This is a genomic window from Halorubrum ejinorense (genome assembly GCF_055389685.1).
The window spans coordinates 434,995-459,721 of sequence record NZ_AP043777.1 but is presented as its reverse complement, the minus strand read 5'-3'; the positions used below and the strand labels follow the sequence as shown (position 1 = coordinate 459,721).

Sequence of the window (24,727 nt, the reverse complement as noted above, 5' to 3'; positions counted from 1 at the left end):
CGCCGACCCTACTCTCCTATCTCGACCCGTCCGCTCGTCGCGTCGTTGAGCCGCTCGCGAAGCGCGTCGACCTCCTCGACGGGCACCCGGAGGTCGAACCGGACCCGCTGCCCGTAGTCGGCGTCGAACTCCACGCCAGTCGACTCGATCACGCCGCGAACCGTCCCCGAGTCGTCGTACTCGGTCTCGACGACGAGGCTCCGGTGCGGCCGCTCCTCGATCACCCCGGCCGCGTCGACGCCCTCTTTCACCGCTCGCGAGTACGCGCGCGCGAGCCCGCCGACGCCGAGGTTCGTCCCGCCGTAGTACCGCGTCACCACCGCGGCGACGTTCCGGACCTCGCGCTGTTGGAGGACGTTCAGCGCCGGCTTCCCGGCCGACCCGGTCGGCTCGCCGTCGTCCGACGAGTACTCCCTGAGCATCGGCTCGGCCCCCGGCGCGCGCTCCGACGGCTCGCCGGCGGGGACCCGGTAGGCCGGCACGTTATGGGTCGCATCGGCGTACTCCTCGCTGACCGCCTCGACGAACGACTCGGCCTCGTCGACGGTGTCGACCGGCGCGACGTGTCCGAGGAACTCAGACCCCTGGACCTCGAACCGCGCCGTCGCGCGCTCGGCCACCGTCCGATACGCGTTGGTCACGGCTCCTCTCCGCTCTCTGCTCGCCCTTCCGCTCCGGGTCCTTCCGCTTCGGGCCCTCCCTCGCCTCGGGCCCGTCGTTCGACGACGACGCTCGTCGGCGGCGCGAGGCGGAACAGCGCGAGGTACGCGCCGACCCCGACGACTTCGACGATCGCGGCCACGATCGCGAGCGGGTCGGCCGCGAGCGCCGCGAGCGCGCCCGTCCCGTGCCACACGAGGAAGCCGCCGAGGAACGTGCCGAGCGTCCCGGCCCCGAGCGCGTACAGCCGCCGGTACTCGTCCGCCCGTAGCGTCGCGACGGCGACCGCCACGGCGAGCGCGCTCCCCGCGAGGAAGAAGTACGGCCGCGCGTCCGGCGGCGACCCGAGCCGCGGCCACGCCCACAGCAGGTGGACCGCGCCGGCGACGACCGCGGTCTGAACGGCGATCCCTCGGAGCAGTCGCTTCTTCGGGGCGTCTCGCGTCGATTCGGAGCCGGCGTTTCGGCTCACTCCCACGGGTGGGTACCGCGCGCGTCCGGCCAGAGCGGGTACCAGTAGGACTCGTCGTCCTCCAAGCCGAGCTCCCCGTCGAGGACCGACTGGAGCTTGAACTCGATCCGCTGGTTCCGGTCGTTCGTCCCCCGCGGCGCGAACGGGTAGTACGCCCCGCGCCGGAACGAGTAGATCCAGTAGGCCGGACCCTCGTCGTTCTCGAAGCCGAAGACGGCGGCGAGCAGCCGCGATCCGAACCCCTCCTCGATGAACTGGTCGGCCGCGAAGTGGACGCTCGTCACCAGGTCCTCGGGGTCGTCGTCCTCGAGGACGAACCACTGGTAGCCGTGGTCGTCCTCGTGGCGGTGGAACCCGGTTCCCGTGTCGATCTCACCGGCCTCCAGAATGGCCTCGACGTTCCCGACCGCGTCGTCGAACCGGGTGCTGTCGACGCCGGAGAAACACAGCGCGGCCTCGCCGCAGTGGTCGTAGCCGAGGTCCGCCTCCATCGTCAGGTACGCGGTCGACATCCCGAAGAGGTCCTCGGGGTCCGCCTCGCGGGTCGCGTCGGTCTCGGCGCTCGTCCCGAGCACGGCGCGGATCGTGTCGAAGATGCCCATCTGAGCGGGTCTACGTGCGGCGGGGTTTAGGGAGTTTCTCTCGACTCGCCTCTCGGCGCCGTCGAGCCGGTCGGCCCGTCTCTCCTCGCTGTCGGCCTGTCCCCCGCTGTCGGCCTCTCACTCCCCGTCGACCCGGTCGAGGTACGTCAACACGCCGCGCGTGTTCAGGCTCGTGTTCGCGCGCGCCCGCTCCGGGTTCCAGTAGTCGATGTCGCGGCTCGCCGCCTCGAAGTGATCGAGGACGGCTTCGTCGTCGTCGAGTTCGGCGCGCTTCTGCCGGACGCGCTCGACCCACTCGACGTACGCCCGCTTCGCCTCGCCGATCAGGTCCGCGTCGCAGCCTCGCGGCCCGAAGTGGCCGAAACAGAGCGTATCGGGATCGAGATCCTCGACCAGTCGAATGTCGTCGAGACACTGCTCGAAGTCGAACTGCGGCGGCGGCGTCGTGGGGGTCACGGCGTCGACTGCGGGCACGTAGATGCCGGCCGCGTCGGCGGTGAACACGACCTTTGCGTCGGGGTCGTGATAGACGGCGTGGTGAGGCGCGTGCCCGGGAGCGTCGTGAACGACCAACTCGCGGTCGCCGAGGTCGATCCGGTCGCCCTCGGTGACGCCCTCGATCCGGTCGTCCGGGACCGGCTTCGGCTCCGCGTAGTGGTCCCACTGGTCGCCGACCGCCGACTTCGTGCCGGCGACGAGCGCCTCCGGATCGACGAGGTGGCGGACCCCTCGCTCCGGGACTCGGACCTCCGCGCTCGGGTAGCGTTCCGCGAGGTAGCCGGCCCCGCCCGCGTGGTCGAGGTGGGCGTGCGTCGGGAGGATCCACGCGAGTTCCTCGCGACCGATTCCGATCTCCTCGATCGACCCGAAGAGCGCCTCCCGGTTCGCTCCGGTTCCGGTGTCGATCACGATCGGCCGCTCCGCGTCGTAGACGTACACCGCGCCGTACTCGTCGGTCTCGAACATGCCGGTGTCGTGGACGTACAGGTCGTCGACGCCTCGAACCGGCTCGAACTCGCCAGCGCGCATACCGGACGAGGAACCCGGGGGCACTTCTAGCGATCGGTCCGGGAGCCGCCGCACTCCGCGTCCCCCCGCCACGAGCCCGCTCCGCCAACGGGCCGGGGCTTATGGTCGCTCCGCCCGTGGAGACCGTATGCGAGTACTCGTCACCGGTGCGACCGGATTCGTCGGGAGCCGACTGGTCCCGACGCTCCTCGACCGCGGCCACGAGGTGGTCGCGCTCGTCCGCGACGCCGACGGTTACGCGGCTCCCGAGGGGGTCGCGGTGGTCGAGGGCGACCTCTTAGAGCCTGACACCCTCCCGCCAGCGTTCGAGATCGACGGCGAACCGGTCGACGCCGCCTACTACCTCGTCCACTCGATGGACGGCGGCCCGGGCTACGAGGAGCGCGACCGGAACTGCGCGACCAACTTCGCAGCGGCCGCGTCGGCCGCGGGCATCGACCGCATCGTCTACCTCGGGGGGCTCGGTGAGGACCGCGACGACCTCTCCGAACACCTCCGCTCGCGGCGCGAGGTGGAGCGCATCCTCGGCGAGGGCGACCCGGCGCTCACGACGCTGCGGGCTGCGATCATCATCGGCGCCGGCAGCGCCAGCTTCGAGGTGATCGCCGGGCTCGCGCGACGCCTCCCGGTGATGGTCACCCCGAAGTGGGTCGACACGCTCTGTCAGCCGATCGCGGTAACCGACGTGGTCGCCTACCTCGCCGGCGTCCTCGACGTCCACGAGACCGCGGGCGAGACCCTCGAGATCGGGGGCCCGGAGGTGATGACTTACGCCGAGATCCTGCGGCGGACCAGGCGACAGCTCGGCGGCGGTCTGCGGATCGTCAGGGTACCGGTGTTGAGCCCCGGGCTCTCGGCACGGTGGCTCCGACTGGTAACCGACGTGAACCCCTACCTCGCCCAGTCGCTGGTCGAGGGGCTCCGGAACACCGTCATCGTCGAGGACGACCGGATTCGGGAGTTCCTCCCGATCGAGTGTACGTCGTTCGAACTGGCAGTCGCGCGGGCGCTGACCGACTCGCAGAACGCCGAGCGGTCGCGACTGGGGGCGATCCCCGGGGTCTCCCCGTGAGCCGAGAGTACGGAGAGACGTGGGTGTACGAGAGCCTCGTCGGGGGAATACCCGGGCTCGGCATCTCGCGGACGCTGGCCGTCGCGCTCCAGTTCGTGATCTTCGAGGTCGGCGTCGTGGCGCTCGGCTGGTACTACGGGGTCTGGAACGCCGTGATCGCGGGGACGGTCGCCGTCGTCGTCGCCGCGATCGGGAGCGTCGAGATGCACCGGCTGGGCGCGAAAAACCGGCTCCTCGGGACGCCGCCGGAACACAAGCGGCTGCTGTTCGGGTCGAGCATCGAGATCGTGTTGGGCGTGCTGGCGTTCATCGCGCTGGTGACGTACCTGTTCGCTTGGGACGGTACGCTCCTCGACCGGCTCTTCGGCGCCGATCCGCCGATCCCCGTCGTCTACCTCACGCTGCTCGTCCTCTGGGACCTGACGTACCGCATCGGCACCTCGTGGTGGAGCGCGGTCGTCGCGTTGTGGCGAGCGATCCACGTCGACCTGTCGCCCGAGGAGCGGGCGACGGTCAGACGGCTCGACGCCGAGAACATCGGCTTCTCCGTGATACAACTCGTGCTCGTCCCCTTCCTGATCACGGAGCCCGTCCTGCTCGGAGCGGTCGTCGGCCACGTCATCGCGGTCGCGATAGTGTGTACGGCGGCGATCTGGCTCACCTGACGCGTCGCCACTCTGTCGCTCCACGTCCGTCGCCACCCTGTCGATCCGCGTCCGTCGCGTCCGTCGCGCCCATCGCGTCCGTCGCGGTCGTCATCACCGCGGTCGCAACGAGCACTAGAATCCTCGCCGCGATCGCGAGGGCCGTCGCTCACGGTCGTTGTCGTCGGTCTCGCCGAGAATCGAATCAGTAGCCGCGGCGCCGCCGCGGCCGCGTCACTCGCCCTGTAGCTCTTCGAACTTGTCGAGGAGTGCCTCCGCGGAGTCGCCCGAGTCGTAGGTCAGCGATCCGGAGTACTCGGGCCGTTCCGCGTCGAAGTCGGCGTCGACTTCGCTGGTCTTCTTCTCGCGACGCTCGTGTTCGGCCTCGTCATAGGCACCCATTGACATGGTACGACCACACTTGACCGTTTCCTGTAATATACCTGTCGGTGAACGTATCATAAACCGTGAACATTAGCCTCCCGCCACCGGAATCGATTAACCTCGCGGTGTGATACCGAACGACTGTGGCACAACCGCTCCGCTTCAGGCGCTCGCCCGGCCGATGGACTCCGGATCGGGTCCGGTCGCAGCTCCGCCGCCCTCTCGACGAGAACCTCGGAGCGACCGCCGACGCCCCGTGGTTCGCGGCCCCGCCCGGCTACGAGGCGCGCCGCTTCGACATGGACGACGGATCCTTCGCGTTGTTCTGCTGGACCGACGACGACGCGGACCCGCCGTCCGGCGCCGACGGCGGGCCGGTCGGGTACTGGCTCGGCAACACGGAGACGCCGAGCGAGCTCTGGCGGACCGACAAGTACGGGTTCGACGAGGTGCCCTACCCGGTCTCGCGGTGGGCACAGCGGGAACTGCTCGCCGGGCTCCACGACGACGAGCCGTGGCTGGCCGACTACCCCCACGTCTCGTGGTACTTCCTCCCCGTGTTCTGCTCGAAAGACGGCGCGGAGACGAGCCGGGCGTTCTTCCGTGACCACGCCGCCGGATTTCCGGACGCGACCCGCGACGAGGGGACCGGCTTCGTCGAGGAGACGCTCCGGTCCGGGGTCCTCGACGACGACCGCGAGGTGATGGCCGGGAAGCTCGGCACGTCATCTTCCCGCGACCTCGTCCGGATGAGCGCGGCGATAGCCGAGTTCACCGCGGCGTGGATCCTCACGCGGGCCGGCTACGAGGTCACGCCGGAGATCGAGGTGACGACGGGCCACTCGCTCGACTACCGGGCGACGGACCCCGAGACGGGCACCGGGCAACTCGTCGAGGTGACCCGCCCGCAGCCGACGGCCGGCCGCTCGGCCGACGACCCAGTCGCCGCCGTCCGGGACACCGCCGAGACCAAGACGAGCGGTCAGCTCGCGGCCCACGGCGGGGGCGTCACGCTGTTCGTCGACTGCTCGTCGTTCCCCGCCGACGAGTGGGCTGCGGTGCGCGCGGCCGAACCAGCGGTCCGACACAAGCCCGCGGTCGTCTACCGCGCCGAGCCCGACGGCTCGGTGGAGGGGTATCAGAAGGGGTCCGTCCCGCTCGACCTCGACGGAGCCATCGATCCGGTTTCGTAGTCGCGCCGCTTCGCAAGTGTGGCTGACGCTTTACGGACCGGTTCAGTAAAAACGGATACGGTTTCGGTGGGTCCGGCGCGTCAGAACGAGACCGGCGAGGGCCCGTCCTCCGCGTCGGTGGTCGGGTCGCGGTCCGAGTAGAACCGGCGACCGACTCCTCGGTGACAGACGCCGGCCCGGAGCGTGGTGAACACGTCCTCCGCGTCCTCGAACGTCTGGTCGCCGAACCGCTCTAAGACGTCGCCGAGCCGCTCGGACCCGTTCGCAAGCTCTACGGTCGCGTTGCCGTGAGCCGCGATGATCTCCTCAGACGTGGTCGGGTACTGGTGCCGTTCGAGTCGGTCGTCGACGCCGTTCAAGCGCATCAACAGTCGGAAACCGCCGATGGTTCTTAATGATTGTCCATGTACGACCTTAGTCGGAGGGGATACCTTATATTGCCTTATATCAGATCGGATCCGGCGGTTCCCGGAACCGCCGCGGCTTAGTGTCGGGCGCAATCATCCGACTTCATGCCCGCTGACTCCGCCGATTCCGCCGAATTTTCCGATTCCGCCGCTCCCGGCGATCCGGTCGTCGCCGACCTCCACGCGCACACGGTCGTCTCCGACGGCACGCTGACCCTCGACGAGGTGCCCGCGGCCGCCCGCGAGGCGGGCGTCGACTGGGTCGCCGTCACCGACCACGACCGGATCCACCCGGGGCTCGACGCGTCGGTCGTCGAGCGCGACGGCGTCCGGATCGTCCGCGGGATCGAACTCCGCGTCGACGCCGGCTTCGAACGGCTCGACCTCCTCGGCTACGGCGTCGAACACACCGACGCGCTCGACGCGGAGATCGACCGCCTCCAGCGGGACCGCCGGGAGCGCGGGGCCGCCATCCTCGACCGGGTCGAGGACCGACTCGGCGTCGACCTCGACGTCGACCCCCGCCCCGGCCTCGGGCGGCCCCACGTCGCCCGAGCCATCGACGAGTCCGACGCGCCCTACGACTACGCCGGGGCGTTCGACGAGCTGATCGGGGACGACGGCCCGTGTTACGTCGCGCGCGAGGTGACGACGCTCGACGAGGGGCTCGCCCTCCTCGACGACGCCTGTGCGCTCGTCGGACTCGCCCACCCGTTCCGGTACGAGCGCGTCGACGAGGCGCTCGCGGTCGCCGAGGAGTCGACGGCGATCGATGCGATCGAGCGCTTCTACCCGTACGGCCGCGCGGTCGACGACGGCCGGATCGACCGTCTCGCTGAGGAGGCAGACCTGCTCAGAACCGGCGGTACCGACGCTCACGAACGGACCCTCGGGGTCGCGGGGCTGACGGGGCCTGCCTTCGAACCCGTTCGTGAACGGCTGCCGGAGCCAGTCCCCGTCGAATCGCTTTCCGCCGGGGCGACGGGCGACAAACAGGATTAAGCCGGCGCCGAACGGAGTGTCTCGTATGCGGTGTCACTACTGCGACCGGGAGGCCACGTACGAGGCCGAGCAGCGCGGCGTGGTCGTCGGGCTCTGCGAGTCCCACTTCAAACAGCGCGTCGAGGAACTCGCCGAGTCGGACGAGCTCGCCGAGCTTCGCGACCGGATCGACATCGAGTCCTCGGAGTAGCCGCCGAGGCCGAACCGGCCGCTTCCGAGCCGCCTCTTCCTTCCGAGCGGTCTCACGATCCGCGTCGAGACGAACGGTAAAAGTCCGTGCGGGGCCAATCCGCCGGTATGGACCTCACGGACCGGCCCCGCCGCCTCCGGGCCGACGGCGTTCGCCCGCTCGTCGCCGAGACCGACCTCTCGGCGTCGGACCTGGTCGCGCCCGTCTTCGTCGACGCGACGACCGACGAGCGCGTGCCCATCGAGACGATGCCCGGTCACGAGCGCGTCCCGGTCGATCAGGCGGTCGAGCGCGTCGCCGAGATCAGCGACACCGGCGTCGAGGCCGTGATCCTCTTCGGCGTTCCCGAGTCGAAGGACGCCACGGGAAGCCGAGCGTACGCCGACGACGGCGTCGTCCAGCGGGCGGTCCGCCGGCTCGACGCCGAGACGGACGCCACCGTGATCGGCGACGTCTGCCTCTGTGAGTACACCGATCACGGGCACTGCGGCGTGATCGAGGAGTCGGCCGAGACGAACCCGACGCTCACGGTGAAAAACGACGAGACGCTCGACCTGCTCGCCCGGACCGCCGTCTCGCAGGCCGACGCCGGCGCGGACGTGGTCGCTCCCTCGGCGATGACTGACGGACAGGTGGGCGCGATCCGCGAGGCGCTCGACGCGTCGGGTCACGAGGACGTGGCCATCCTGAGCTACGCCGCGAAGTACGAGTCGGCGTTCTACGGCCCCTTCCGCGACGCGGCCGACGGCGCGCCCGCGTTCGGCGACCGCCGACACTACCAGATGGACCCCGCGAACCGTCGCGAGGCGCTCCGGGAGGCCCGGCTCGACGCCGAGCAGGGCGCCGACGTGTTGATGGTGAAGCCCGGTCTCCCGTACCTCGACATCGTGGGCGACCTCCGGCGGGAGTTCGACCGCCCCATCGCCGCGTACAACGTCTCCGGCGAGTACGCGATGCTCCACGCCGCCGCGGAGAAGGGGTGGCTCGACCTGGAGGCGACCGCGCTGGAGTCGCTCACGGCGCTCAAACGCGCGGGCGCGGACCTCATCATCACGTACTTCGCAGAGGACGTGGCCGAACACTTGTAAATAGAATCGGGCGAGAATCGACGCGCCCGGTGAGTTATTCACTACGGCGCGTGCCTCCGAGTGGCCGCCAGCGGCGGCCGCGAGGAGCACGCGCGAGGTCGTCGGGCGAAGCCCGACTGCCAGAGGGACCGAAGGTCCCTCGCTGGACGCGGCGACCGGAGCGAAGCGAAGGGAGCCGCGAGGCTGGGGAGGCGTGAGGCGCTGTGCGGGCGGGGCTTCGGTGGCGTTCGCCCGAACCGATACACCGGCACCAATTTATCAACAGCTAATCGACCGTCCAGAACCGTTCACACCACCTGTTCGCCGTCGTCGTCGTACACTTCGATGGCGTCGACCGGGCAGACGCGCGCTGCGAACTTCGCGTCGAACTCCTCGCCGTCCGGGACCTCGACGACGAACAGGTCGTCTTCTTCCTCGCTGCTCCCTTCTAAATCAGCCTTTCCGTCGTTCAGGTTCTTCTCGAAGGCGTCCCACTCGGCGACGCACTGGTACATCCCGACGCAGGTGTCGCGGTCGAACTCGACGTACATGGCTCTCGCTTAGATGAGACGGTACAAAGCCGTGGCGACGAGACGCGCAGGACGCTAGTCGATTCGGCTGCCGACTGCCGGAGAGTACCTCCAAAGCCCCAGTCGGGAGCGCCCCGGACGCTCGCTGCGCGCTTCAGTCGCTCACTTCGTTCGCTCCTTCCAGTGCTTGCGTCGCCTCCGGGCCGCTCCCGACTGCCCTTGAGTCCCACCCCGCACCGCTCCGCTCCGCCCCTCACGCCTCCCCAGCCTCGCCGCTCGCTCCCTCCGGTCGCTCGCGGCGTCCCTCGCGCGTGCTGGCTCGCGGCCTCCGCTTCGCTCCGGCCGCTCACAGGCACGCGCCGACCGTGACCGCCCTCCGGAACCGGTCCCCGCCACGGGCTCTCCCACAGCGCGACCGTCCTTTTTAAGCGTCACAGGCACCCATCGCCGCGTATGACCACGGTCTGGCTCGTCGACCGGCAGTTCGACTCGAAGGGACTCGTGCGGCTCACCTACGCCACGGAAGACGGCGAGCGGATGCACACGAAGGAACTGGCCGAACAGCGCCTCGTCACGGGCGACGGGATCACCGCCGGCCGCGAGGTCGACGAGAGCGCGCTGGGCGAGAGTCCCGCGGACGAGGTGGAGCGGTTCGCGGCGGAGGCGTCGAAGATGGCCGCCGAACACGACCTCGACGACCGGGTCTGACCGCGTCCGATTCCGCCCTGACCGCGTCTGACTCCGCCCGTCCGCGCGACCAGCCCCCACACAATCGAGTCCGTTAAGGGGGAACCGGCGGAACGTGTGGCTGAAATGCCCAGTGGTGAGTACGACCCCGACGCCGTCGAGCCGCGGTGGCAGCGGCGGTGGGTCGACGAGGAGACGTACGCGTACCCCGACGACGATCCGACCGATCCCAACACGGTCTTCTCCATCGACACCCCGCCGCCGACGGTATCGGGCAGCCTCCACATGGGCCACCTCTACGGGTTCACGCTCCAGGACTTCGTCGCCCGCTTCGAGCGGATGAACGGCGGGGAGACGTTCTTCCCGTTCGGCTACGACGACAACGGCATCGCCTCCGAGCGGCTCACCGAGGACGAGCTCGACATCCGTCACCAGGACTTCGAGCGCCGCGAGTTCCAGGCGAAATGTCGCGAGGTCTGCGCGCAGTACGAAGACCAATTCACCGAGAACGTCCAGTCGCTCGGCGTCTCCGTCGACTGGAACCACACCTACCAGACGATCGAACCCCGCGTCCAGCGCGTCTCCCAGCTGTCGTTCGTCGACCTGTACGACAAGGGCCGCGAGTACCGCGAGAAGGCCCCGGCGATCTGGTGTCCCGAGTGCGAGACCGCCATCTCGCAGGTCGAGACGGAAGACGACGAGCAGGACAGCCACTTCCACGACATCGCCTTCCCCGTCGCGGAAAGCGGTGACGCCGGCGACGCGGAGACGTTCACCATCTCGACGACCCGGCCCGAGCTCCTCCCGGCCTGCGTCGCCGTGTTCGTCCACCCGGACGACGACGCGAACCAGCACCTCGTCGGCGAATCCGCCGAGGTCCCGCTGTTCGGCCACGAGGTGCCGATCATCGCCGACGAGCGCGTCGACATGGAGACCGGCTCCGGCATCGTGATGTGCTGTACGTTCGGCGACCAGAACGACATCGAGTGGTACCAGGTCCACGACTTAGACCTCCGGGTCGCCATCGACGAGTCCGGCCACATGACCGAGGTCGCCGAGGAGTACGAGGGACTACACTCCGGCGAGGCGGGCGAGGCCATCGTCGACGACCTCGACGACGCGGGCGCGCTGTTGGACCGCCGCCCCATCTCTCACACGGTCAACGTCCACGAGCGCTGCGGGACGAGCGTCGAGTTCCTCGTCACCGAGCAGTGGTACATCGAGATGCTCGACAAGACCGACGAGTACCTCGAAATCGGTCGCGAGATGGACTGGTCTCCCGAGAAGATGTTCACGCGGTACGAACACTGGGTCGAGGGGCTCCAGTGGGACTGGCTCATCTCCCGGCAGCGCTCCTCCGGCATCCCGTTCCCGGTGTGGTACTGCGCGGACTGCGGCGAGGTCGTCGTGGCCGACAAGACCGACCTGCCGGTCGACCCCCTTTCGGACGACCCGCCGGTCGACGCCTGTCCGGCCTGTGGCCACGACGAGTTCGAACCCGAAGACGACGTGCTCGACACGTGGGCCACCTCCAGTCTCACGCCGCTGATCAACGCCGGGTGGGACTGGGACGACGAGGCCGGGGAGTTCACGATGGAGCACCCGGAGCTGTACCAGTTCGACCTCCGGCCGCAGGGCCACGACATCATCAGCTTCTGGCTGTTCCACACGCTGGTGAAGTGTTACGAGCACACCGGCGAGGTCCCGTTCGACGAGACGATGATCAACGGGCACGTCCTCGACGAGAACCGCCAGAAGATGTCGAAGTCCGTCGGCAACGTCGTCGAACCCGAGACGGTGCTCGAACAGTTCCCGGTCGACGCCACGCGCTACTGGGCCGCCGGCACCGCCGTCGGCGACGACTTCCCGTTCAAGGAGAAGGACCTCCGCGCGGGCGAGAAGCTGATCCGGAAGCTGTGGAACGCCTCGAAGCTCGTCGAGTCGCTCGCGCCGGAGCCGTTCCCGTCCGAGCCGGCCGACGGCCTCCGCGAACTCGACCGCTGGCTGCTGGCCGAGCTCGACGCCGAGGTCGAGCGGCTCACCGGCCTGCTGGAAGAGCGCGCGTTCTCGAAGGCCCGGGACGAACTCCGGAGCTTCTTCTGGAACACGTTCTGTGACGACTACCTCGAGATCGCGAAACAGCGGGACGACGCCGCCGCGGCCTACACCCTTCGGACGGCTCACCGCCGGTTCCTGAAGCTGTTCGCGCCGCTCTTAGCCCACGTCACTGAGGAGCTGTGGCAGGACATGTACGCCGACGACGCGGCCGGCGCAGACGGCGTCTCGCTCGCCGACGGCGCGACCGATTCGATCCACCTCTCCGACTGGCCCGAACCGATGGGCGTCGAGGCCGACCGCGACGCCGGCGCTGCCGCCACGGCCGTCGTCGGTACCCTCCGGAAGTACAAAAGCGAGAACCAGCTCCCGCTCACCGCCGCGCTCGACGCGGTGGAGGTGTACGCCGACGTGCGCGGCTTCGAGGACGATATCACCGGCGTGATGCACGTCGAGGATCTCACGGTCCACCCCGACGGAGACGCGCCCGTCGAAACCGTGATCACGGGCATCGACCTCGACTACGCCACCGTGGGGCCGAAGTACGGCAATCAGGTCGGCGACATCGAGGCCGCCTTGGCGCAAGGAGAGTACGAACTCGACGGCGACGAACTCCGCGTCGCGGACGTCACGCTCGTCGACGACGAGTTCGCGGTCGAGGAGGAGCGGCAGTACCAGGACGAGGGCGAACTGCTCCAGGCCGGCGACGTCGTCGTCATCGTCCGCAACGAGGCGTAGGCCTCAGCCGCCGACTCGTTTCTCTCACAGATCCGCGCCGACGGCGTCTTCGACCGAGTCGAACCCGTCCCGCTCGAGTAGTTCGAGGAGCCCCTCGTTGATGTCGCGGGCGAGTCCGGGCCCCTCGTAGACGAGTCCGGTGTACAGCTGGACCATCGAGGCACCCGCCCGTATCTTCTCGTACGCACCTGCGGCGTCCGAGACGCCGCCGACTCCGATCACCGGGACGTCAGTGCGCTCGGCGACGAACCGCACTCGCTCCGTCGCGAGCGATTCGATCGGCTTCCCGGAGAGCCCGCCCCGCTCGGCCCGGTTGTGACCCCGCAGGGAGTCGGGCCGCGACGTCGTCGTGTTCGTCGCGATGACGCCGTCGAGGTTGAGGTCGTCGACGACCGCGAGCGCGTCCGTGACGGCCGGTTCGGGCAGGTCCGGAGAGAGTTTCACGAGCAGAGGGTCCGCGCCGGCGTCGTCGAGGGTCCCGAGGATCCGCTCCAGAGCGGCCCGGTTCTGGAGCTCGCGGAGTCCCGGCGTGTTCGGACTTGAGACGTTGACGACGAAGTAGTCCCCCGCGTCCGCGACGCGCTCGTAGGTGTACAGGTAGTCGTCTGGCGCGTCGTCGAGCGGAGTCGACTTCGACTTCCCGATGTTGATGCCGACCGGTACGTCCGGAAGGGGGTCGCGATCGAGCCGTTCGCCGACCGCGTCCGCCCCCTCGTTGTTGAATCCCATCCGATTGACGAGCCCCTCGTCTTCCGGTAGTCTGAAGAGTCGCGGTCGGGGGTTTCCGGGCTGTCGTTCGGCCGTGACGCCGCCGATCTCGACGTGGCCGAACCCGAGCGACGCCAGCGCTCGCGGGACGTGCGCGTTCTTGTCGAACCCCGCCGCGACGCCCACCGGGTTCGGAACAGTCGTGCCGAAGGCGTCGATCGCGAGGCGATCGTCGTCGACCGCGTATCGGCCGGCGAGGGCCGTGCTCACCGGTGTCCCCTGAACGCCGGCGAGCAGTCGATGTATCAGTCCGTGTGCGGTCTCCGGCGGAAGCCGGAACAGCGCCGGCTTCAACAGATCGTACGCGCCCATCGTGTTAGTCTCCTCGCGAGCGCTAATCAATCCGCCGACCGTCGGTCCGACCCTCGACACGCTCGAGGCCCTCGCCGACGGAACGCCGCGATCCGCGTCAGAAGTCGTGTTCGAGTTGGTCCGGGTTGGAATCGGCCCGCTGTATGATTATCTTCCCGTCTCGGACCCGCACGAACACTTCGTCGCCGATTTCCATGCCGGCGACGGCGAGTTCGTCTTCGTGGAGGTTCACGTGCACGTTGTGATACTCCCCATCGTCGTCTTTGGCGCCACTGGGGCTGAGCTTCTTTTTGCGGACCATCGCGGGTGTGCTTGTCGCACTTCGCCATAGCAGACACATAAGTGTTGTTTACCGATAGCCGTCCGGTCCCGGGTCCCGCACTCGCAGTCTTCCTTCCCTCACGGTCGGACCGAGCGTGGAGCCGCCTCCGGGTGCGAACGGGTCGCCTCACGAACCCCACACGGGCCCGCGCGGTGCGGGCGTTCTCAGGTCTACTGGCGGTCCGGGCGCCGGCAACCGTCGTATCGGCGCCGAAATCGCTACCAGCAGCCGGGATAGTATATAAAAATTGTGGCGTACAGCTTTCATTTCCCCGATATATTTATTACAGACTGTGTGCTGGTGTCACACGGAGGCAAAACCATGGTACGTGAAGACGGTAAGCGAAACTTTGCCCTTCGGGAGGAAGACGGATCGGAACCGAGCGAGTTCTCGGGGAATATGCCGCGTCAGGCGGCACTCAAAGCGGCTCGAACGCTCGAGCCGGCGCCCTCCGAAGAGGAGGCGCAACGAACGACGCTCCGCCTTCGTGAAAAGGGGACTCGAAAAGTCCACGAGTACGAGGGATGGGCGTGGAAAGACAGCGCTCCGGAAGTCGACGAGGCGGAAGACGACTTCTGGCTCAACGACCTCGACGACATCACCAAAGCCAACGTCTCGAAACAGGGCATCGAGTACCTCGACGAGGAGTAGCCTCGGGCGCTTCGATTCCGATCTCTCCTTTTAGCCGGCGGAGTCCGACCCGTCACGATCTGAACCCAGGACCGCTGCGGAGACACCACTCTGGTTCCCTCGTTCGCCCCTCACCTGATCCGGTCGAAGGTCGTCTCCTTCCCGGCATGAAATCGCATGACGTGGCGCAGGTAGTTCGACGGGGTTAAGTACAACCCGGGCATTCGAAGAAATGCGAAGAACGCAACGCGGACTCGGGCCGTTCAACTCGGCCCGGTTTCGCTGGATCGGACAGATTCGATGGGTTTATGACCCGTCGAATGGTACGTTCAGGTCCGCGAAGGATGAGGATCGCGCCCCCTGCGCTCCGGCGTAAGCGGCGATCTGATGTGAGCCGTGGTCGTTCGGTGCCATCCAAGCCGTTGGCTGGACCCGGACACCACACAGACCAATGCAATGGTGTGTCAACCTTCGTCTCAACCGAAGTTGACACCCGCCAACACCCCCTTTGAGCCGGGAATCAGGCTCAAAGGATATTCATTCCGGTTGATCCTGCCGGAGGCCATTGCTATTGGGATCCGATTTAGCCATGCTAGTCGTACGAGTTCATACTCGTGGCGAATAGCTCAGTAACACGTGGCCAAACTACCCTTCGGAGCTCCATACCCTCGGGAAACTGAGGCTAATAGAGCATACCACACCACCACTGGAATGAGTAGTGTGTCAAACGCTCCGGCGCCGAAGGATGTGGCTGCGGCCGATTAGGTAGACGGTGGGGTAACGGCCCACCGTGCCAATAATCGGTATGGGTCATGAGAGTGAGAACCCAGAGACGGAATCTGAGACAAGATTCCGGGCCCTACGGGGCGCAGCAGGCGCGAAACCTTTACACTGCACGACAGTGCGATAGGGGGATCCCAAGTGCACAGGCATAGCGCCTGTGCTTTTCGGTACCCTAAGGCGGTACCAGAATAAGGGCTGGGCAAGACCGGTGCCAGCCGCCGCGGTAATACCGGCAGCCCAAGTGATGGCCGATCTTATTGGGCCTAAAGCGTCCGTAGCTGGCCGCGCAAGTCCATCGGGAAATCCACCTGCTCAACAGGTGGGCGCCCGGTAGAAACTGCGTGGCTTGGGACCGGAAGGCGCGACGGGTACGTCCGGGGTAGGAGTGAAATCCCGTAATCCTGGACGGACCGCCGATGGCGAAAGCACGTCGCGAGAACGGATCCGACAGTGAGGGACGAAAGCTAGGGTCTCGAACCGGATTAGATACCCGGGTAGTCCTAGCCGTAAACAATGTCTGCTAGGTGTGGCTCCCACTACGAGTGGGTGCTGTGCCGTAGGGAAGCCGCTAAGCAGACCGCCTGGGAAGTACGTCCGCAAGGATGAAACTTAAAGGAATTGGCGGGGGAGCACTACAACCGGAGGAGCCTGCGGTTTAATTGGACTCAACGCCGGACATCTCACCAGCATCGACTGTAATAATGACGATCAGGTTGATGACCTTATCCGAGTTTCAGAGAGGAGGTGCATGGCCGCCGTCAGCTCGTACCGTGAGGCGTCCTGTTAAGTCAGGCAACGAGCGAGACCCGCATCCTTACTTGCCAGCAGTACCGCGAGGTAGCTGGGGACAGTAGGGAGACCGCCGTGGCTAACACGGAGGAAGGAACGGGCAACGGTAGGTCAGTATGCCCCGAATGTGCTGGGCAACACGCGGGCTACAATGGTCGAGACAAAGGGTTCCAACTCCGAAAGGAGACGGTAATCTCAGAAACTCGATCGTAGTTCGGATTGTGGGCTGCAACTCGCCCACATGAAGCTGGATTCGGTAGTAATCGCGTGTCACAAGCGCGCGGTGAATACGTCCCTGCTCCTTGCACACACCGCCCGTCAAAGCACCCGAGTGAGGTCCGGATGAGGCGCGTCACACGCGTCGAATCTGGGCTTCGCAAGGGGGCTTAAGTCGTAACAAGGTAGCCGTAGGGGAATCTGCGGCTGGATCACCTCCACCGACCCGAGACTCCCGCTCCGCGGGAGCTCACCTTACGACCGTCTCCACAGACGGTCACTACTCATTCGCATTGGCCTGTGTACCGTCCGCCCACCCGCCGGCTTGGACACCTTAGAACGACCACGGTTCACACACACACGCGAGACACCAAACCTTCCCAAACGGGAAGGTGGGCTCATAGCTCAGCGGTAGAGTGCCTCCCTTGCAAGGAGGATGCCCTGGGTTCGAATCCCAGTGAGTCCATGTCCGTTCGGTCCGAATCCGTCCCCTTATATGGGAGACGCGACTCGGACAGAACACGACGACCGATGCACCATCCCGGGAAACCGCGGATGGGAAGGGTTCGACGAACGCCCCGTCACACCCGGTGGCGATTCAATGACAACCGTGTATACGTGCGATCCAGACGTCCACTGAACTCATCCGAGTTCGTGGAACGTCAGTGAACCATAACAGTCGAAGACTTTGCCGTCTTTGACACCGTCAGTCTCTCTCCTTCAAGAGCAGACTGACACACTACTGGCTACTGTGCCAGCTGGTGAATGGCTCGGCTCGAGAGCCGACGACGGACGTGCCAAGCTGCGAAAAGCTCGTGGGACCCGCATGGAGGGGAAGAACACGAGATCTCCCAATCGGAATCCGTTCAACAATTGCCTCGCGCAATAGGGAACGCCCTGAATTGAAACATCTCAGTAAGGGCAGGAAAAGAACGCAACAGCGATGTCGTCAGTAACCGCGAGTAAACGCGACACAGCCCAAACCGAAGGTCGTCAGACCAATGTGGTGTTCGGGTTGACAACCAAATCTCGACAACTCATCTGAAGTCTCCTGGAACGGAGCGTGAAACAGGGTGACAACCCCGTAAGATGAGTCAGTACGGATGGCGTCAAATCCAGAGTAGTAGGGGTCGGATATCCTCTATGAACATCTCAGGCATCCCCTGAGAAGGCTAAACACTCCTCGAGACCGATAGCGAACAAGTAGCGTGAGCGAACGCTGAAAAGCACCCCGAGAAGGGCGGTGCAATAGGGCCTGAAATCAGCTGGCGATCGAGCGACAGGGCGTACAAGGCGATTCTTGAAACGACCGAGGAGCGATCCTCTAGTAGGAAAAGAATCGAGCCGGCGTCGTGTCGTGCGTTTTGAAAAACGACCCAGGGAGTGCACTTGATTGGCGAGTCTAACCCGTGAACCGGGGAAGGCGCAGGGAAACCGATACGGCCGCAGCATTGCGAGGGCCACCGTGTTCAAGCGCGGGGAGTCAATTGGGTGCGACCCGAAACCAGGCGATCTACGCACAAACAAGGTGAAGCGTGGCGAAAGCCACGTGGAGGCCTGTTAGAGTTGGTGTTCTACAATACCCTCTCGTGATTTGTGTGTAGGGGTGAAAGGCCCATCGAGCCTGGCAACAGCTGGTTCCAACCGAAACATGTCGAAGCATGACCTCACCCGAGGTAGCCCGCGGGGTAGAGCTACCGATTGGATGACCCGCCTCCGAGAGGAGTCGGCCATCCTGTCGAACTCCAAACCCGCAGGCGCCGCAGACGGTGGGAGTCCGGTGCGCGGGGTAAGCCTGTGTACCGTGAGGGGAACAACCCAGAGCCGGGTTAAGGTCCCAAAGTGTAGATTAAGTGCGATTCGAAGGTGGTCTCAAGCCCTAAACAGCCGGGAGGTGAGCTTAGAAGCAGCTACCCGCTAAGAAAAGCGTAACAGCTTACCGGCCGAGGTTTGAGGCGCCCAAAATGATCGGGGCTCAAATCTACCACCGAGACCTGGCCGTGCCCTTGACAGGGGCAACCGCGTAGGTTGGCGTACTGGTCGGACGGAAGCTCGGGCGAGAGCTCGCGTGGACCGTCCAGTAACGACAATCCTGGTCACAGTAGCAGCGATAGTCGGGTGAGAACCTCGACGGCCTGAAGAGCAAGGGTTCCTCGGCACTGCCGTTCAGCCGAGGGTTAGCCGGTCCTAAGATGTACCACAACTTGACTACATCAACGGGAAGCTGGTTAATATTCCAGCGCCATCGTGCAGTAAACGCCGACGCCGTGTGGAACGCTGAGCCGGGCCTTCGCCCGGTCGAATCGTGGAAACTCGTGGAAGCCGTCACGGCACGAAGCGAGCGAAACGCGAGATAGCGAAAGTCAGCCGTACATAGGGCCCGTGAAAAGGCAAGCATGATGTCCGTACCGAGATCCGACACAGGTGCTCTGCCAGCGCAAGGCAAGGCCTGTCGGGAGAACCGACGTTAGGGAATTCGGCAAGTTAGTCCCGTACCTTCGGAAGAAGGGATGCCTGCTCTCTACGGAGCAGGTCGCAGTGACTCGGGCGCTCCGACTGTCTAGTAACAACACAGGTGACCGCAAATCCGCAAGGACTCGTACGGTCACTGAATCCTGCCCAGTGCGGGTATCTGAACACCTCGTACAAGAGGACGAAGGACCCGTCAACGGCGGGGGTAACTATGACCCTCTTAAGGTAGCGTAGTACCTTGCCGCTTCAGTAGCGGCTTGCATGAATGGATAAACGAGAGCGCCACTGTCCCAACGTTGGACCCGGTGAACTGTACGTTCCAGTGCGGAGTCTGGAGACCCCCAAGGGGAAGCGAAGACCCTATAGAGCTTTACTGCAGGCTGTCGCTGAGACGTGGTCGCCGATGTGCAGCATAGGTAGGAGTCGTTACACAGGTACGTGCGCTAGCACGCCACCGAGACAACATTGAAATACTACCCGTCGGTGACTGCGACTCTCACTCCGGGAGGAGTACACCGGTAGCCGGGCAGTTTGACTGGGGCGGTACGCGCTCGAAAAGATATCGAGCGCGCCCGAAGATCATCTCAGCCGGGTCGGGAACCCGGCGAAGAGCGCAAGAGCACAAGATGGTCTGACAGTGTTCTTCCCAACGAGGAACGCTGACGCGAAAGCGTGGTCTAGCGAACCTACGAGGTTCCGGAATGGGACCCGTAGATGACAGAAAAGCTACCTTAGGGATAACAGAGTCGTCACTCGCAAGAGCACATATCGACCGAGTGGCTTGCTACCTCGATGTCGGTTCCCTCCATCCTGCCCGTGCAGAAGCGGGCAAGGGTGAGGTTGTTCGCCTATTAAAGGAGGTCGTGAGCTGGGTTTAGACCGTCGTGAGACAGGTCGGCTGCTATCTATTGGGGGTGTGAGGTACCTGACGTGAACGAACGTATAGTACGAGAGGAACTACGTTTGGTCGCCACTGGTGTATCGGTTGTCCGAGAGGGCAGATGCCGAGTAGCCACGCGACACGGGGTAAGAGCTGAACGCATCTAAGCTCGAAACCCACATGGAAAAGAGGTACCACAGAGGTCACTCGTAGAAGACGAGTTCGATAGACTCGGGGTGTACGCACCAAGGCAACGAGGTGTTAAGCCCACGAGCACTAACAGACCGAGCCACATTCATTGGCGCTGACGCGCCACGACTCGCATGAGTTCAGGCGGTACCTGGATCGCACGTATTACACGGTTGGTATCGAACCAGACCAACACAGGCGTCTTCCTGGCAGACAGGAAGTCTCGGTTCGAGCCCGAGAGTTGGCATGAAGGCGGCCAGAGCGGCGGGGAAACACCCGTACCCATTCCGAACACGGAAGTTAAGCCCGCCAGCGTATCGTGAAGTACTGGAGTGAGCGATCCTCTGGGAACCACGAGTCGCCGCCTACCCATTCATACGGGAGCAATACCGCTCCCACCGTATCATTTCGTTCGGCGAGCGAGAGCGCTCGCCAGACATCCACTCCACTAGCGACCGCTAGGCTTAAACGCTCGACAGCGGTACGTCAGATTAGCGCCAAGGTGGCAGAGTTCGGTCAGACGCAGCGGCCTGCAGAGCCGCCCAACGCCGGTTCAAATCCGGCCCTTGGCTTCTGATATTCTCCGGGAAGCGTCGCGGAGCGGTCCCACGAACTGACCCGCTTAGTAACCGTTAAACACCGGGTGACCCATGCGACAACCATGCAACGACGCGCTGTGGCTGTGTTCGTCGCGCTCTTCCTCGCCATCGCAGGCGTGAGTGGCGCGCTGACCGCGACGGCCGATAGTCCAGAGATAGCGCTAGAGAGTCCGGATTTCGAGGTTTCTCAGGGTGACCCGGTCGAAGTCAACGGGACGTCGTACACGGTGGCCGACATCTCGGAGTCCGAGGAGGGTGGCGGTGGCCACGGTGGCGCGGCGACGACCGTCATCTCGGGGACGCTCGAACGCGAGTTCACCGCCGAGATGTCCGAGACGTGGGCGAACGGGTCGACGGTCACGGTCGGTGACCGCGACTGGCGCGTGACGGTCGACGGCGCGAACGCGACCGAGTTCACGCTCGTCGAAGTCCTCGACCGGCAGGCGATCCTCGAAAGTGACGACGCGGCCGAAAACCAGACCGTGACGCTCGAAGACGGCGAGTACGTCGCAGTGACCGACGACTCGGGCGAGCGGACGCTGGTGCCCGTCGAGGAGTACTTCCCCGCGCCCGAAGAGCGGACCTACGAGACGGGAGCGACGTTCGAATACGGTGGGAACACGGTCACCGTTGACGGCGTGACGGCCGACGGCGCCGTGCTCGTGTGGGAGGCCACCCAGACGGAGACGATCGATGTCGCCCAAGAGGGGACGGTCACGCTCGGCGGCACGGACTACATCGCGCACTTCCCCGACGCGTCGACGCTCAGACTGTCGAGTGACATGGAAGGGTACGAGGCGCAGGTCGCCGAGATAGACACGTTCAAACAGTACAACACCGGACTCACCCGCGTGTTCGTTCTCTCGGCGCTGTCCTCGATCCTGCTCGCCGGAGCGGCGTTCCTCCCGTCGCGGTACTGACTCCGCCCGGCGGTCGATTTCGGTTCCGTTCTATCGCCTGATTCTCTATCGACAGTCACTAGCCGACGGGAGCGCTATCGGAGGCATGACTTCGGCGACCGCGAAAGTGCGACAGCTCACGCCCCACTGGGTTGTGATGTTCGTCGCCATGTTCCTCGCGCTAGGGGTCGCCGATCGGGCGCTGGGCGGGCTCGGCCTCGCGGCGTCGCTGGCGCTCGTGTTGGGAATCGCCGTCGCCTATCCGTTCGTCGTTCGGGCGCTCGGCGTCGCGCCTCCGGTCTGGCAGCGGTGATCATCGGACTCCACAGATGACGACACAGATCAAAGACCCGGTTCACGGCTACATCGAACTCGACGACGCGGTCGTCGACCGTGTGATCGACACGTCGACGTTCCAGCGGCTCCGGTACGTCAAACAGCTCTCGGCGACCCACCTGGTTTATCCGGCGGCCAACCACACGCGGTTCGAACACAGCCTCGGCGTCTACCATCTCGGCCGTCGCGTCTTCGAGAATCTGCGCGAAGAGCCGTACTTTACTCGCGAGACGTCACCGGCGGGACTCGACGAGATCCAGTCGACGCTGGAGTGTGCGTGTCTGCTCCACGATGTCGGTCACCCGCCCTTCTCGCACGTCTGTGAGCGCTTCCTCGACGCCATGGAACTGCGGGATCGGCTCGCAGATCGGGGCTTCGTCGCGTCGCTTCGGGACGCCGGACTCGACGACGTTCCGCTCCGAGAGGCGAGTCCGCACGAACTCATGAGCTGTCTGCTGATACTCGACCGCTTCGACGGCGCGCTCCGGTCGCTGTCGGTCGACCCGGAAGAGGTGTGCGCGTACGTCTTGGGGTACAGCCTGGTGTACGAGCGCGGGGGGCCGTGGCAACACGGGCTGGGCGCACAACTGCTCCACTCGCCCGTCGACGTCGACCGCCTCGATTACATCTCGCGGGACAACTGGATGACGGGGGCGAACGTCCTGAACTTCGACACCGACCGCATGGTCGACGCCTACACCGCTCACCCCGACGAGGGGCTCGCGCTCTCGGAGAAGGCGCTCTCGACGCTCGGCAACTACCTCGAAGGCCGGATCGCGTTGTACATGTGGGTGACACAGCACCACAAGTCGGTGTACGCGAACGCGCTGCTCGCGGCGCTCACCGAGCGGGCCGCCGAACTCACCGGTGAACCGCCGGTGACGATCGACGGCGTCCTCGACGGGGAAATCGACGACAACACCGTCGCGGAGCGGCTGCGCCGACTCGCGCGGGACCGACCCGACACGACGTTCGCGACGCTATACGAACGGTATCGCGCGCGGCGCTTCCCGAAGACCTGCTGGAAACACCGGATCGCCTACGCGGATCGGATCGATGTCGACCGCGAGGCGTTCGGGGAGTGGCTCGTCGCGGGCGACGACCGGCTCGAACGCGAGCTCGCCGCCGAGTTGGGCGTGCCGACACACGACGTGTGGATCGAGCGGTCGTACGTCCCCGAGTACGAGCCCTCGGAGCTGGCCGACATCCCCATCGCGTACGGCGGCACGACGCGTTCGGCCGGCGACTGGGGGCTGTACGGCGAGCGCGCCTTCGACAGCCCGATCCCGTTCGTCTACGTGCCGGAAGGGGAACGCAAGCGCGCGACCCGGTGGCTCGTCGATCGGTTCCGCGCGGAGTACGGCGGCTGACGACGGTCGCAGCGCCCGACTCCGATAACACCGGTGTTAGCCGGTCACAGTCCCGTCCCTGTCGATTTTATACGGCTCGGTCGCCTTCAAACAGCTATGAGCGACGAGAATCAGGCTCCGGTCACCGCGGAGTCGCCCGACGCACCGTTTCACACCACCGGGACCGACCACATCACGGTCTGGGGGAGCAACGAGGAGGACACGCTCGCCTTTTACCGCGACCTGCTCGGGATGCCGCTCGTGTTGCGCCAGCCGAACCTCGACGACCCCTCGCAGACGCACCTGTTTTTCGACACCGGCGACGGCCGGATCCTCACGGTGTTCGTGAGCGACGAGCGCGCGTCCGCCCGCGGCCAGCGCGTCAACACCGGCGCGGTCCACCACCTCTGTTTCAGCGTCGAACCGGACGAGTACGAGGAGATCATGGCGGCGCTCGAAGACGCCGGGAAGGGGTACAACGTGTTCGATCGCGGCGTCTTCCACTCGATCTACACGCAGGACAACAACGGCCTCGTCGTCGAGCTGTCGGCCGACAAGTACGAGATTCCGTCCGACCGGAAGGGAGAGGTACTCGCGACCGCACAGCGGCTCCGCGAGGAGGACGGTGCCGACTTCGCGCAGGACCGTCACATGGAGGGGGCCCTAGAGGAGCTCGGCCTCCCCGTGAACAAACACGACCTCCCCGACGCCGACGCCGGCGTCGGCGTCTGAGATGGCCGACCGCTCCGCGGACCCGCACGCGGGCGACGATCCGCACGGCGACGAGCCGCTGGTCACGGCCGGGACGCCGCTCGACGCGGCCGACGCGGCGCTCGTGCTTGTCCACGGCCGCGGCGCGACCGCCCGCAGCGTCCTCGACCTCGGGGAGGAACTCGCCGGGGACGGCGACGTCGCTATTCTCGCGCCGTCGGCCGCCGGCAACACCTGGTATCCGAACTCCTTCCTCGCCCCGGTCGCGGACAACGAGCCGGGGCGGAGCTCCGGACTCAGGGCCGTCGGCGCGGCGGTCGACCGCGCCGTCGACGCGGGCCTCGGCCGCGAGAGCGTGCTGGTCGGCGGCTTCTCGCAGGGCGCCTGTCTCGCCAGCGAGTTCGTCGCTCGGAACCCGACCCGGTACGGCGGGCTCGCCGTCTTCAGCGGCGGACTGATCGGCGAGACGGTCGACGTCGGCGACTACCTCACGGACGCGACCGGCGACGATGAAGACGGCTCGGACGACGCTGCTCCGCTCGCCGGCACGCCCGCGTTCGTCGGCTGTAGCGACGTCGACCCGCACATCCCCGAAGAGCGTGTCCGCGAGACGACCGCCGTGCTGGAGGCGCTCGGCGCCGACGTGGACGAACGCCTCTACGAGGGGATGGGTCACGGGATCAACGAGGAGGAGGTGGCGGCGGTAGCGGCGATGGTCGCGCCCCTCGCCTGAGGGCCGC

23 protein-coding genes, 2 tRNA genes and 3 rRNA genes are annotated in these 24,727 nt (G+C 65.9%); 19 read left to right on the top strand and 9 right to left on the bottom strand.

The window, feature by feature from the left end:
• Positions 1–8 precede the first annotated feature (8 nt).
• From ACZ5KW_RS03325 to ACZ5KW_RS03310, 4 genes are all read right to left on the bottom strand, one after another.
• Positions 9–641, bottom strand: a complete 633-nt coding sequence (locus tag ACZ5KW_RS03325; protein WP_343778596.1) for an IMPACT family protein — start codon at positions 639–641, stop codon at positions 9–11.
• The gene (locus ACZ5KW_RS03320; RefSeq protein ID WP_371152056.1) at positions 638–1,138 is read right to left on the bottom strand and encodes a hypothetical protein; all 501 of its coding nucleotides are present in this window, start codon (positions 1,136–1,138) and stop codon (positions 638–640) included. The genes ACZ5KW_RS03325 and ACZ5KW_RS03320 overlap by 4 nt, the downstream gene beginning before the upstream one ends.
• Positions 1,129–1,734: a PspA-associated protein PspAB gene (gene pspAB, locus ACZ5KW_RS03315; RefSeq protein ID WP_343778598.1), complete on the bottom strand. Its 606-nt coding sequence runs from the start codon at positions 1,732–1,734 to the stop codon at positions 1,129–1,131. Before pspAB ends, ACZ5KW_RS03320 begins: the two co-directional genes overlap by 10 nt.
• A gap of 117 nt (positions 1,735–1,851) precedes the next feature.
• Entirely contained in the window at positions 1,852–2,763 is a 912-nt protein-coding gene (locus ACZ5KW_RS03310) for an MBL fold metallo-hydrolase (RefSeq protein WP_343778600.1), read from the bottom strand.
• Between the two features lie 127 nt (positions 2,764–2,890).
• On the opposite strand from ACZ5KW_RS03310, the gene ACZ5KW_RS03305 reads away from it, so the two are divergent.
• Both ACZ5KW_RS03305 and ACZ5KW_RS03300 read left to right on the top strand, forming a co-directional pair.
• Positions 2,891–3,835, top strand: coding sequence for an NAD(P)H-binding protein (locus ACZ5KW_RS03305; RefSeq protein WP_343778602.1), 945 nt, complete (start codon positions 2,891–2,893; stop codon positions 3,833–3,835).
• The gene (locus ACZ5KW_RS03300; RefSeq protein WP_343778604.1) at positions 3,832–4,500 is read left to right on the top strand and encodes a DUF7530 family protein; all 669 of its coding nucleotides are present in this window, start codon (positions 3,832–3,834) and stop codon (positions 4,498–4,500) included. Before ACZ5KW_RS03305 ends, ACZ5KW_RS03300 begins: the two co-directional genes overlap by 4 nt.
• Positions 4,501–4,713: 213 nt before the next feature.
• Here the strand turns inward: ACZ5KW_RS03300 and ACZ5KW_RS03295 are convergent, their stop codons facing one another.
• Positions 4,714–4,881, bottom strand: coding sequence for a DUF5786 family protein (locus ACZ5KW_RS03295; protein WP_343778630.1), 168 nt, complete (start codon positions 4,879–4,881; stop codon positions 4,714–4,716).
• Between the two features lie 125 nt (positions 4,882–5,006).
• Here ACZ5KW_RS03295 and ACZ5KW_RS03290 point away from each other — a divergent pair, with 125 nt between their 5' ends.
• Positions 5,007–6,056, top strand: a complete 1,050-nt coding sequence (locus ACZ5KW_RS03290; RefSeq protein WP_343778606.1) for a DUF5784 family protein — start codon at positions 5,007–5,009, stop codon at positions 6,054–6,056.
• Between the two features lie 80 nt (positions 6,057–6,136).
• On the opposite strand, the gene ACZ5KW_RS03285 is transcribed toward ACZ5KW_RS03290, so the two are convergent.
• On the bottom strand, positions 6,137–6,421 hold the full coding sequence (locus ACZ5KW_RS03285; protein WP_008585525.1) for a DUF5789 family protein: 285 nt from the start codon (positions 6,419–6,421) through the stop codon (positions 6,137–6,139).
• Between the two features lie 147 nt (positions 6,422–6,568).
• Between ACZ5KW_RS03285 and ACZ5KW_RS03280 the strand changes: the two genes are divergently transcribed.
• The 3 genes from ACZ5KW_RS03280 to hemB all read left to right on the top strand — a co-directional run bounded on the left by ACZ5KW_RS03280 (position 6,569) and on the right by hemB (position 8,743).
• Positions 6,569–7,465 (top strand): PHP domain-containing protein, encoded by an 897-nt coding sequence (locus ACZ5KW_RS03280; RefSeq protein WP_343778608.1) that lies wholly within the window; start codon positions 6,569–6,571, stop codon positions 7,463–7,465.
• Positions 7,466–7,490: 25 nt separating this feature from the next.
• Positions 7,491–7,655 (top strand): DUF6757 family protein, encoded by a 165-nt coding sequence (locus ACZ5KW_RS03275; RefSeq protein ID WP_006114727.1) that lies wholly within the window; start codon positions 7,491–7,493, stop codon positions 7,653–7,655.
• Between the two features lie 107 nt (positions 7,656–7,762).
• The gene (hemB, locus tag ACZ5KW_RS03270; protein WP_343778611.1) at positions 7,763–8,743 is read left to right on the top strand and encodes a porphobilinogen synthase; all 981 of its coding nucleotides are present in this window, start codon (positions 7,763–7,765) and stop codon (positions 8,741–8,743) included.
• A 287-nt stretch (positions 8,744–9,030) separates the two neighbouring features.
• On the opposite strand, the gene ACZ5KW_RS03265 is transcribed toward hemB, so the two are convergent.
• The gene (locus tag ACZ5KW_RS03265) at positions 9,031–9,273 is read right to left on the bottom strand and encodes a ferredoxin (RefSeq protein ID WP_343778613.1); all 243 of its coding nucleotides are present in this window, start codon (positions 9,271–9,273) and stop codon (positions 9,031–9,033) included.
• A gap of 432 nt (positions 9,274–9,705) precedes the next feature.
• Between ACZ5KW_RS03265 and ACZ5KW_RS03260 the strand changes: the two genes are divergently transcribed.
• Positions 9,706–9,960, top strand: coding sequence for a DUF7967 family protein (locus ACZ5KW_RS03260; protein ID WP_343778615.1), 255 nt, complete (start codon positions 9,706–9,708; stop codon positions 9,958–9,960).
• A gap of 105 nt (positions 9,961–10,065) precedes the next feature.
• Entirely contained in the window at positions 10,066–12,732 is a 2,667-nt protein-coding gene (locus ACZ5KW_RS03255) for a valine--tRNA ligase (RefSeq protein WP_343778616.1), read from the top strand.
• A gap of 24 nt (positions 12,733–12,756) precedes the next feature.
• Here the strand turns inward: ACZ5KW_RS03255 and ACZ5KW_RS03250 are convergent, their stop codons facing one another.
• Both ACZ5KW_RS03250 and ACZ5KW_RS03245 read right to left on the bottom strand, forming a co-directional pair.
• Positions 12,757–13,812 (bottom strand): quinone-dependent dihydroorotate dehydrogenase, encoded by a 1,056-nt coding sequence (locus ACZ5KW_RS03250; RefSeq protein ID WP_343778618.1) that lies wholly within the window; start codon positions 13,810–13,812, stop codon positions 12,757–12,759.
• 97 nt (positions 13,813–13,909) lie between these two features.
• A complete protein-coding gene (locus ACZ5KW_RS03245; protein ID WP_343778620.1) occupies positions 13,910–14,113 on the bottom strand; it encodes a hypothetical protein in 204 nt (67 codons plus the stop codon).
• 342 nt (positions 14,114–14,455) lie between these two features.
• On the opposite strand from ACZ5KW_RS03245, the gene ACZ5KW_RS03240 reads away from it, so the two are divergent.
• From ACZ5KW_RS03240 to ACZ5KW_RS03190, 11 genes are all read left to right on the top strand, one after another.
• Positions 14,456–14,785, top strand: a complete 330-nt coding sequence (locus ACZ5KW_RS03240; RefSeq protein WP_343778622.1) for a non-histone chromosomal MC1 family protein — start codon at positions 14,456–14,458, stop codon at positions 14,783–14,785.
• A gap of 518 nt (positions 14,786–15,303) precedes the next feature.
• Positions 15,304–16,773, top strand: a 16S ribosomal RNA gene (locus tag ACZ5KW_RS03235).
• A gap of 173 nt (positions 16,774–16,946) precedes the next feature.
• A tRNA-Ala gene (locus tag ACZ5KW_RS03230) sits at positions 16,947–17,018 on the top strand.
• Positions 17,019–17,289: 271 nt separating this feature from the next.
• A 23S ribosomal RNA gene (locus ACZ5KW_RS03225) occupies positions 17,290–20,202 on the top strand.
• 139 nt (positions 20,203–20,341) lie between these two features.
• A 5S ribosomal RNA gene (rrf, locus tag ACZ5KW_RS03220) occupies positions 20,342–20,463 on the top strand.
• The 16S, 23S and 5S rRNA genes sit together here with 2 tRNA genes alongside, the layout of an rRNA operon.
• 126 nt (positions 20,464–20,589) lie before the next feature.
• Positions 20,590–20,665, top strand: a tRNA-Cys gene (locus tag ACZ5KW_RS03215).
• Positions 20,666–20,769: 104 nt separating this feature from the next.
• On the top strand, positions 20,770–21,612 hold the full coding sequence (locus ACZ5KW_RS03210; protein ID WP_343779865.1) for a hypothetical protein: 843 nt from the start codon (positions 20,770–20,772) through the stop codon (positions 21,610–21,612).
• Between the two features lie 85 nt (positions 21,613–21,697).
• A complete protein-coding gene (locus ACZ5KW_RS03205) occupies positions 21,698–21,904 on the top strand; it encodes a hypothetical protein (protein WP_343779826.1) in 207 nt (68 codons plus the stop codon).
• A 16-nt stretch (positions 21,905–21,920) separates the two neighbouring features.
• Positions 21,921–23,297, top strand: a complete 1,377-nt coding sequence (locus tag ACZ5KW_RS03200; RefSeq protein WP_343779825.1) for an HD domain-containing protein — start codon at positions 21,921–21,923, stop codon at positions 23,295–23,297.
• A gap of 96 nt (positions 23,298–23,393) precedes the next feature.
• Positions 23,394–24,008, top strand: a complete 615-nt coding sequence (locus ACZ5KW_RS03195) for a VOC family protein (protein ID WP_343779824.1) — start codon at positions 23,394–23,396, stop codon at positions 24,006–24,008.
• A 1-nt stretch (position 24,009) separates the two neighbouring features.
• Positions 24,010–24,720, top strand: coding sequence for an alpha/beta hydrolase (locus ACZ5KW_RS03190; RefSeq protein WP_343779823.1), 711 nt, complete (start codon positions 24,010–24,012; stop codon positions 24,718–24,720).
• Positions 24,721–24,727: the final 7 nt, after the last annotated feature.

Bases quoted from the DNA above. Each gene is read 5' to 3' on its own strand.
- ACZ5KW_RS03240 (WP_343778622.1), top strand. From the start codon at position 14,456: ATGGTACGTGAAGACGGTAAGCGAAACTTTGCCCTTCGGGAGGAAGAC.
- ACZ5KW_RS03295 (WP_343778630.1), bottom strand. From the start codon at position 4,881: ATGGGTGCCTATGACGAGGCCGAACACGAGCGTCGCGAGAAGAAGACC.
- ACZ5KW_RS03250 (WP_343778618.1), bottom strand. From the start codon at position 13,812: ATGGGCGCGTACGATCTGTTGAAGCCGGCGCTGTTCCGGCTTCCGCCG.
- ACZ5KW_RS03205 (WP_343779826.1), top strand. From the start codon at position 21,698: ATGACTTCGGCGACCGCGAAAGTGCGACAGCTCACGCCCCACTGGGTT.
- ACZ5KW_RS03285 (WP_008585525.1), bottom strand. From the start codon at position 6,421: ATGCGCTTGAACGGCGTCGACGACCGACTCGAACGGCACCAGTACCCG.
- ACZ5KW_RS03310 (WP_343778600.1), bottom strand. From the start codon at position 2,763: ATGCGCGCTGGCGAGTTCGAGCCGGTTCGAGGCGTCGACGACCTGTAC.
- ACZ5KW_RS03275 (WP_006114727.1), top strand. From the start codon at position 7,491: ATGCGGTGTCACTACTGCGACCGGGAGGCCACGTACGAGGCCGAGCAG.
- ACZ5KW_RS03245 (WP_343778620.1), bottom strand. From the start codon at position 14,113: ATGGTCCGCAAAAAGAAGCTCAGCCCCAGTGGCGCCAAAGACGACGAT.
- ACZ5KW_RS03190 (WP_343779823.1), top strand. From the start codon at position 24,010: ATGGCCGACCGCTCCGCGGACCCGCACGCGGGCGACGATCCGCACGGC.
- ACZ5KW_RS03260 (WP_343778615.1), top strand. From the start codon at position 9,706: ATGACCACGGTCTGGCTCGTCGACCGGCAGTTCGACTCGAAGGGACTC.
- ACZ5KW_RS03305 (WP_343778602.1), top strand. From the start codon at position 2,891: ATGCGAGTACTCGTCACCGGTGCGACCGGATTCGTCGGGAGCCGACTG.
- ACZ5KW_RS03265 (WP_343778613.1), bottom strand. From the start codon at position 9,273: ATGTACGTCGAGTTCGACCGCGACACCTGCGTCGGGATGTACCAGTGC.
- hemB (WP_343778611.1), top strand. From the start codon at position 7,763: ATGGACCTCACGGACCGGCCCCGCCGCCTCCGGGCCGACGGCGTTCGC.
- ACZ5KW_RS03195 (WP_343779824.1), top strand. From the start codon at position 23,394: ATGAGCGACGAGAATCAGGCTCCGGTCACCGCGGAGTCGCCCGACGCA.
- ACZ5KW_RS03255 (WP_343778616.1), top strand. From the start codon at position 10,066: ATGCCCAGTGGTGAGTACGACCCCGACGCCGTCGAGCCGCGGTGGCAG.
- ACZ5KW_RS03280 (WP_343778608.1), top strand. From the start codon at position 6,569: ATGCCCGCTGACTCCGCCGATTCCGCCGAATTTTCCGATTCCGCCGCT.
- ACZ5KW_RS03200 (WP_343779825.1), top strand. From the start codon at position 21,921: ATGACGACACAGATCAAAGACCCGGTTCACGGCTACATCGAACTCGAC.
- pspAB (WP_343778598.1), bottom strand. From the start codon at position 1,734: ATGGGCATCTTCGACACGATCCGCGCCGTGCTCGGGACGAGCGCCGAG.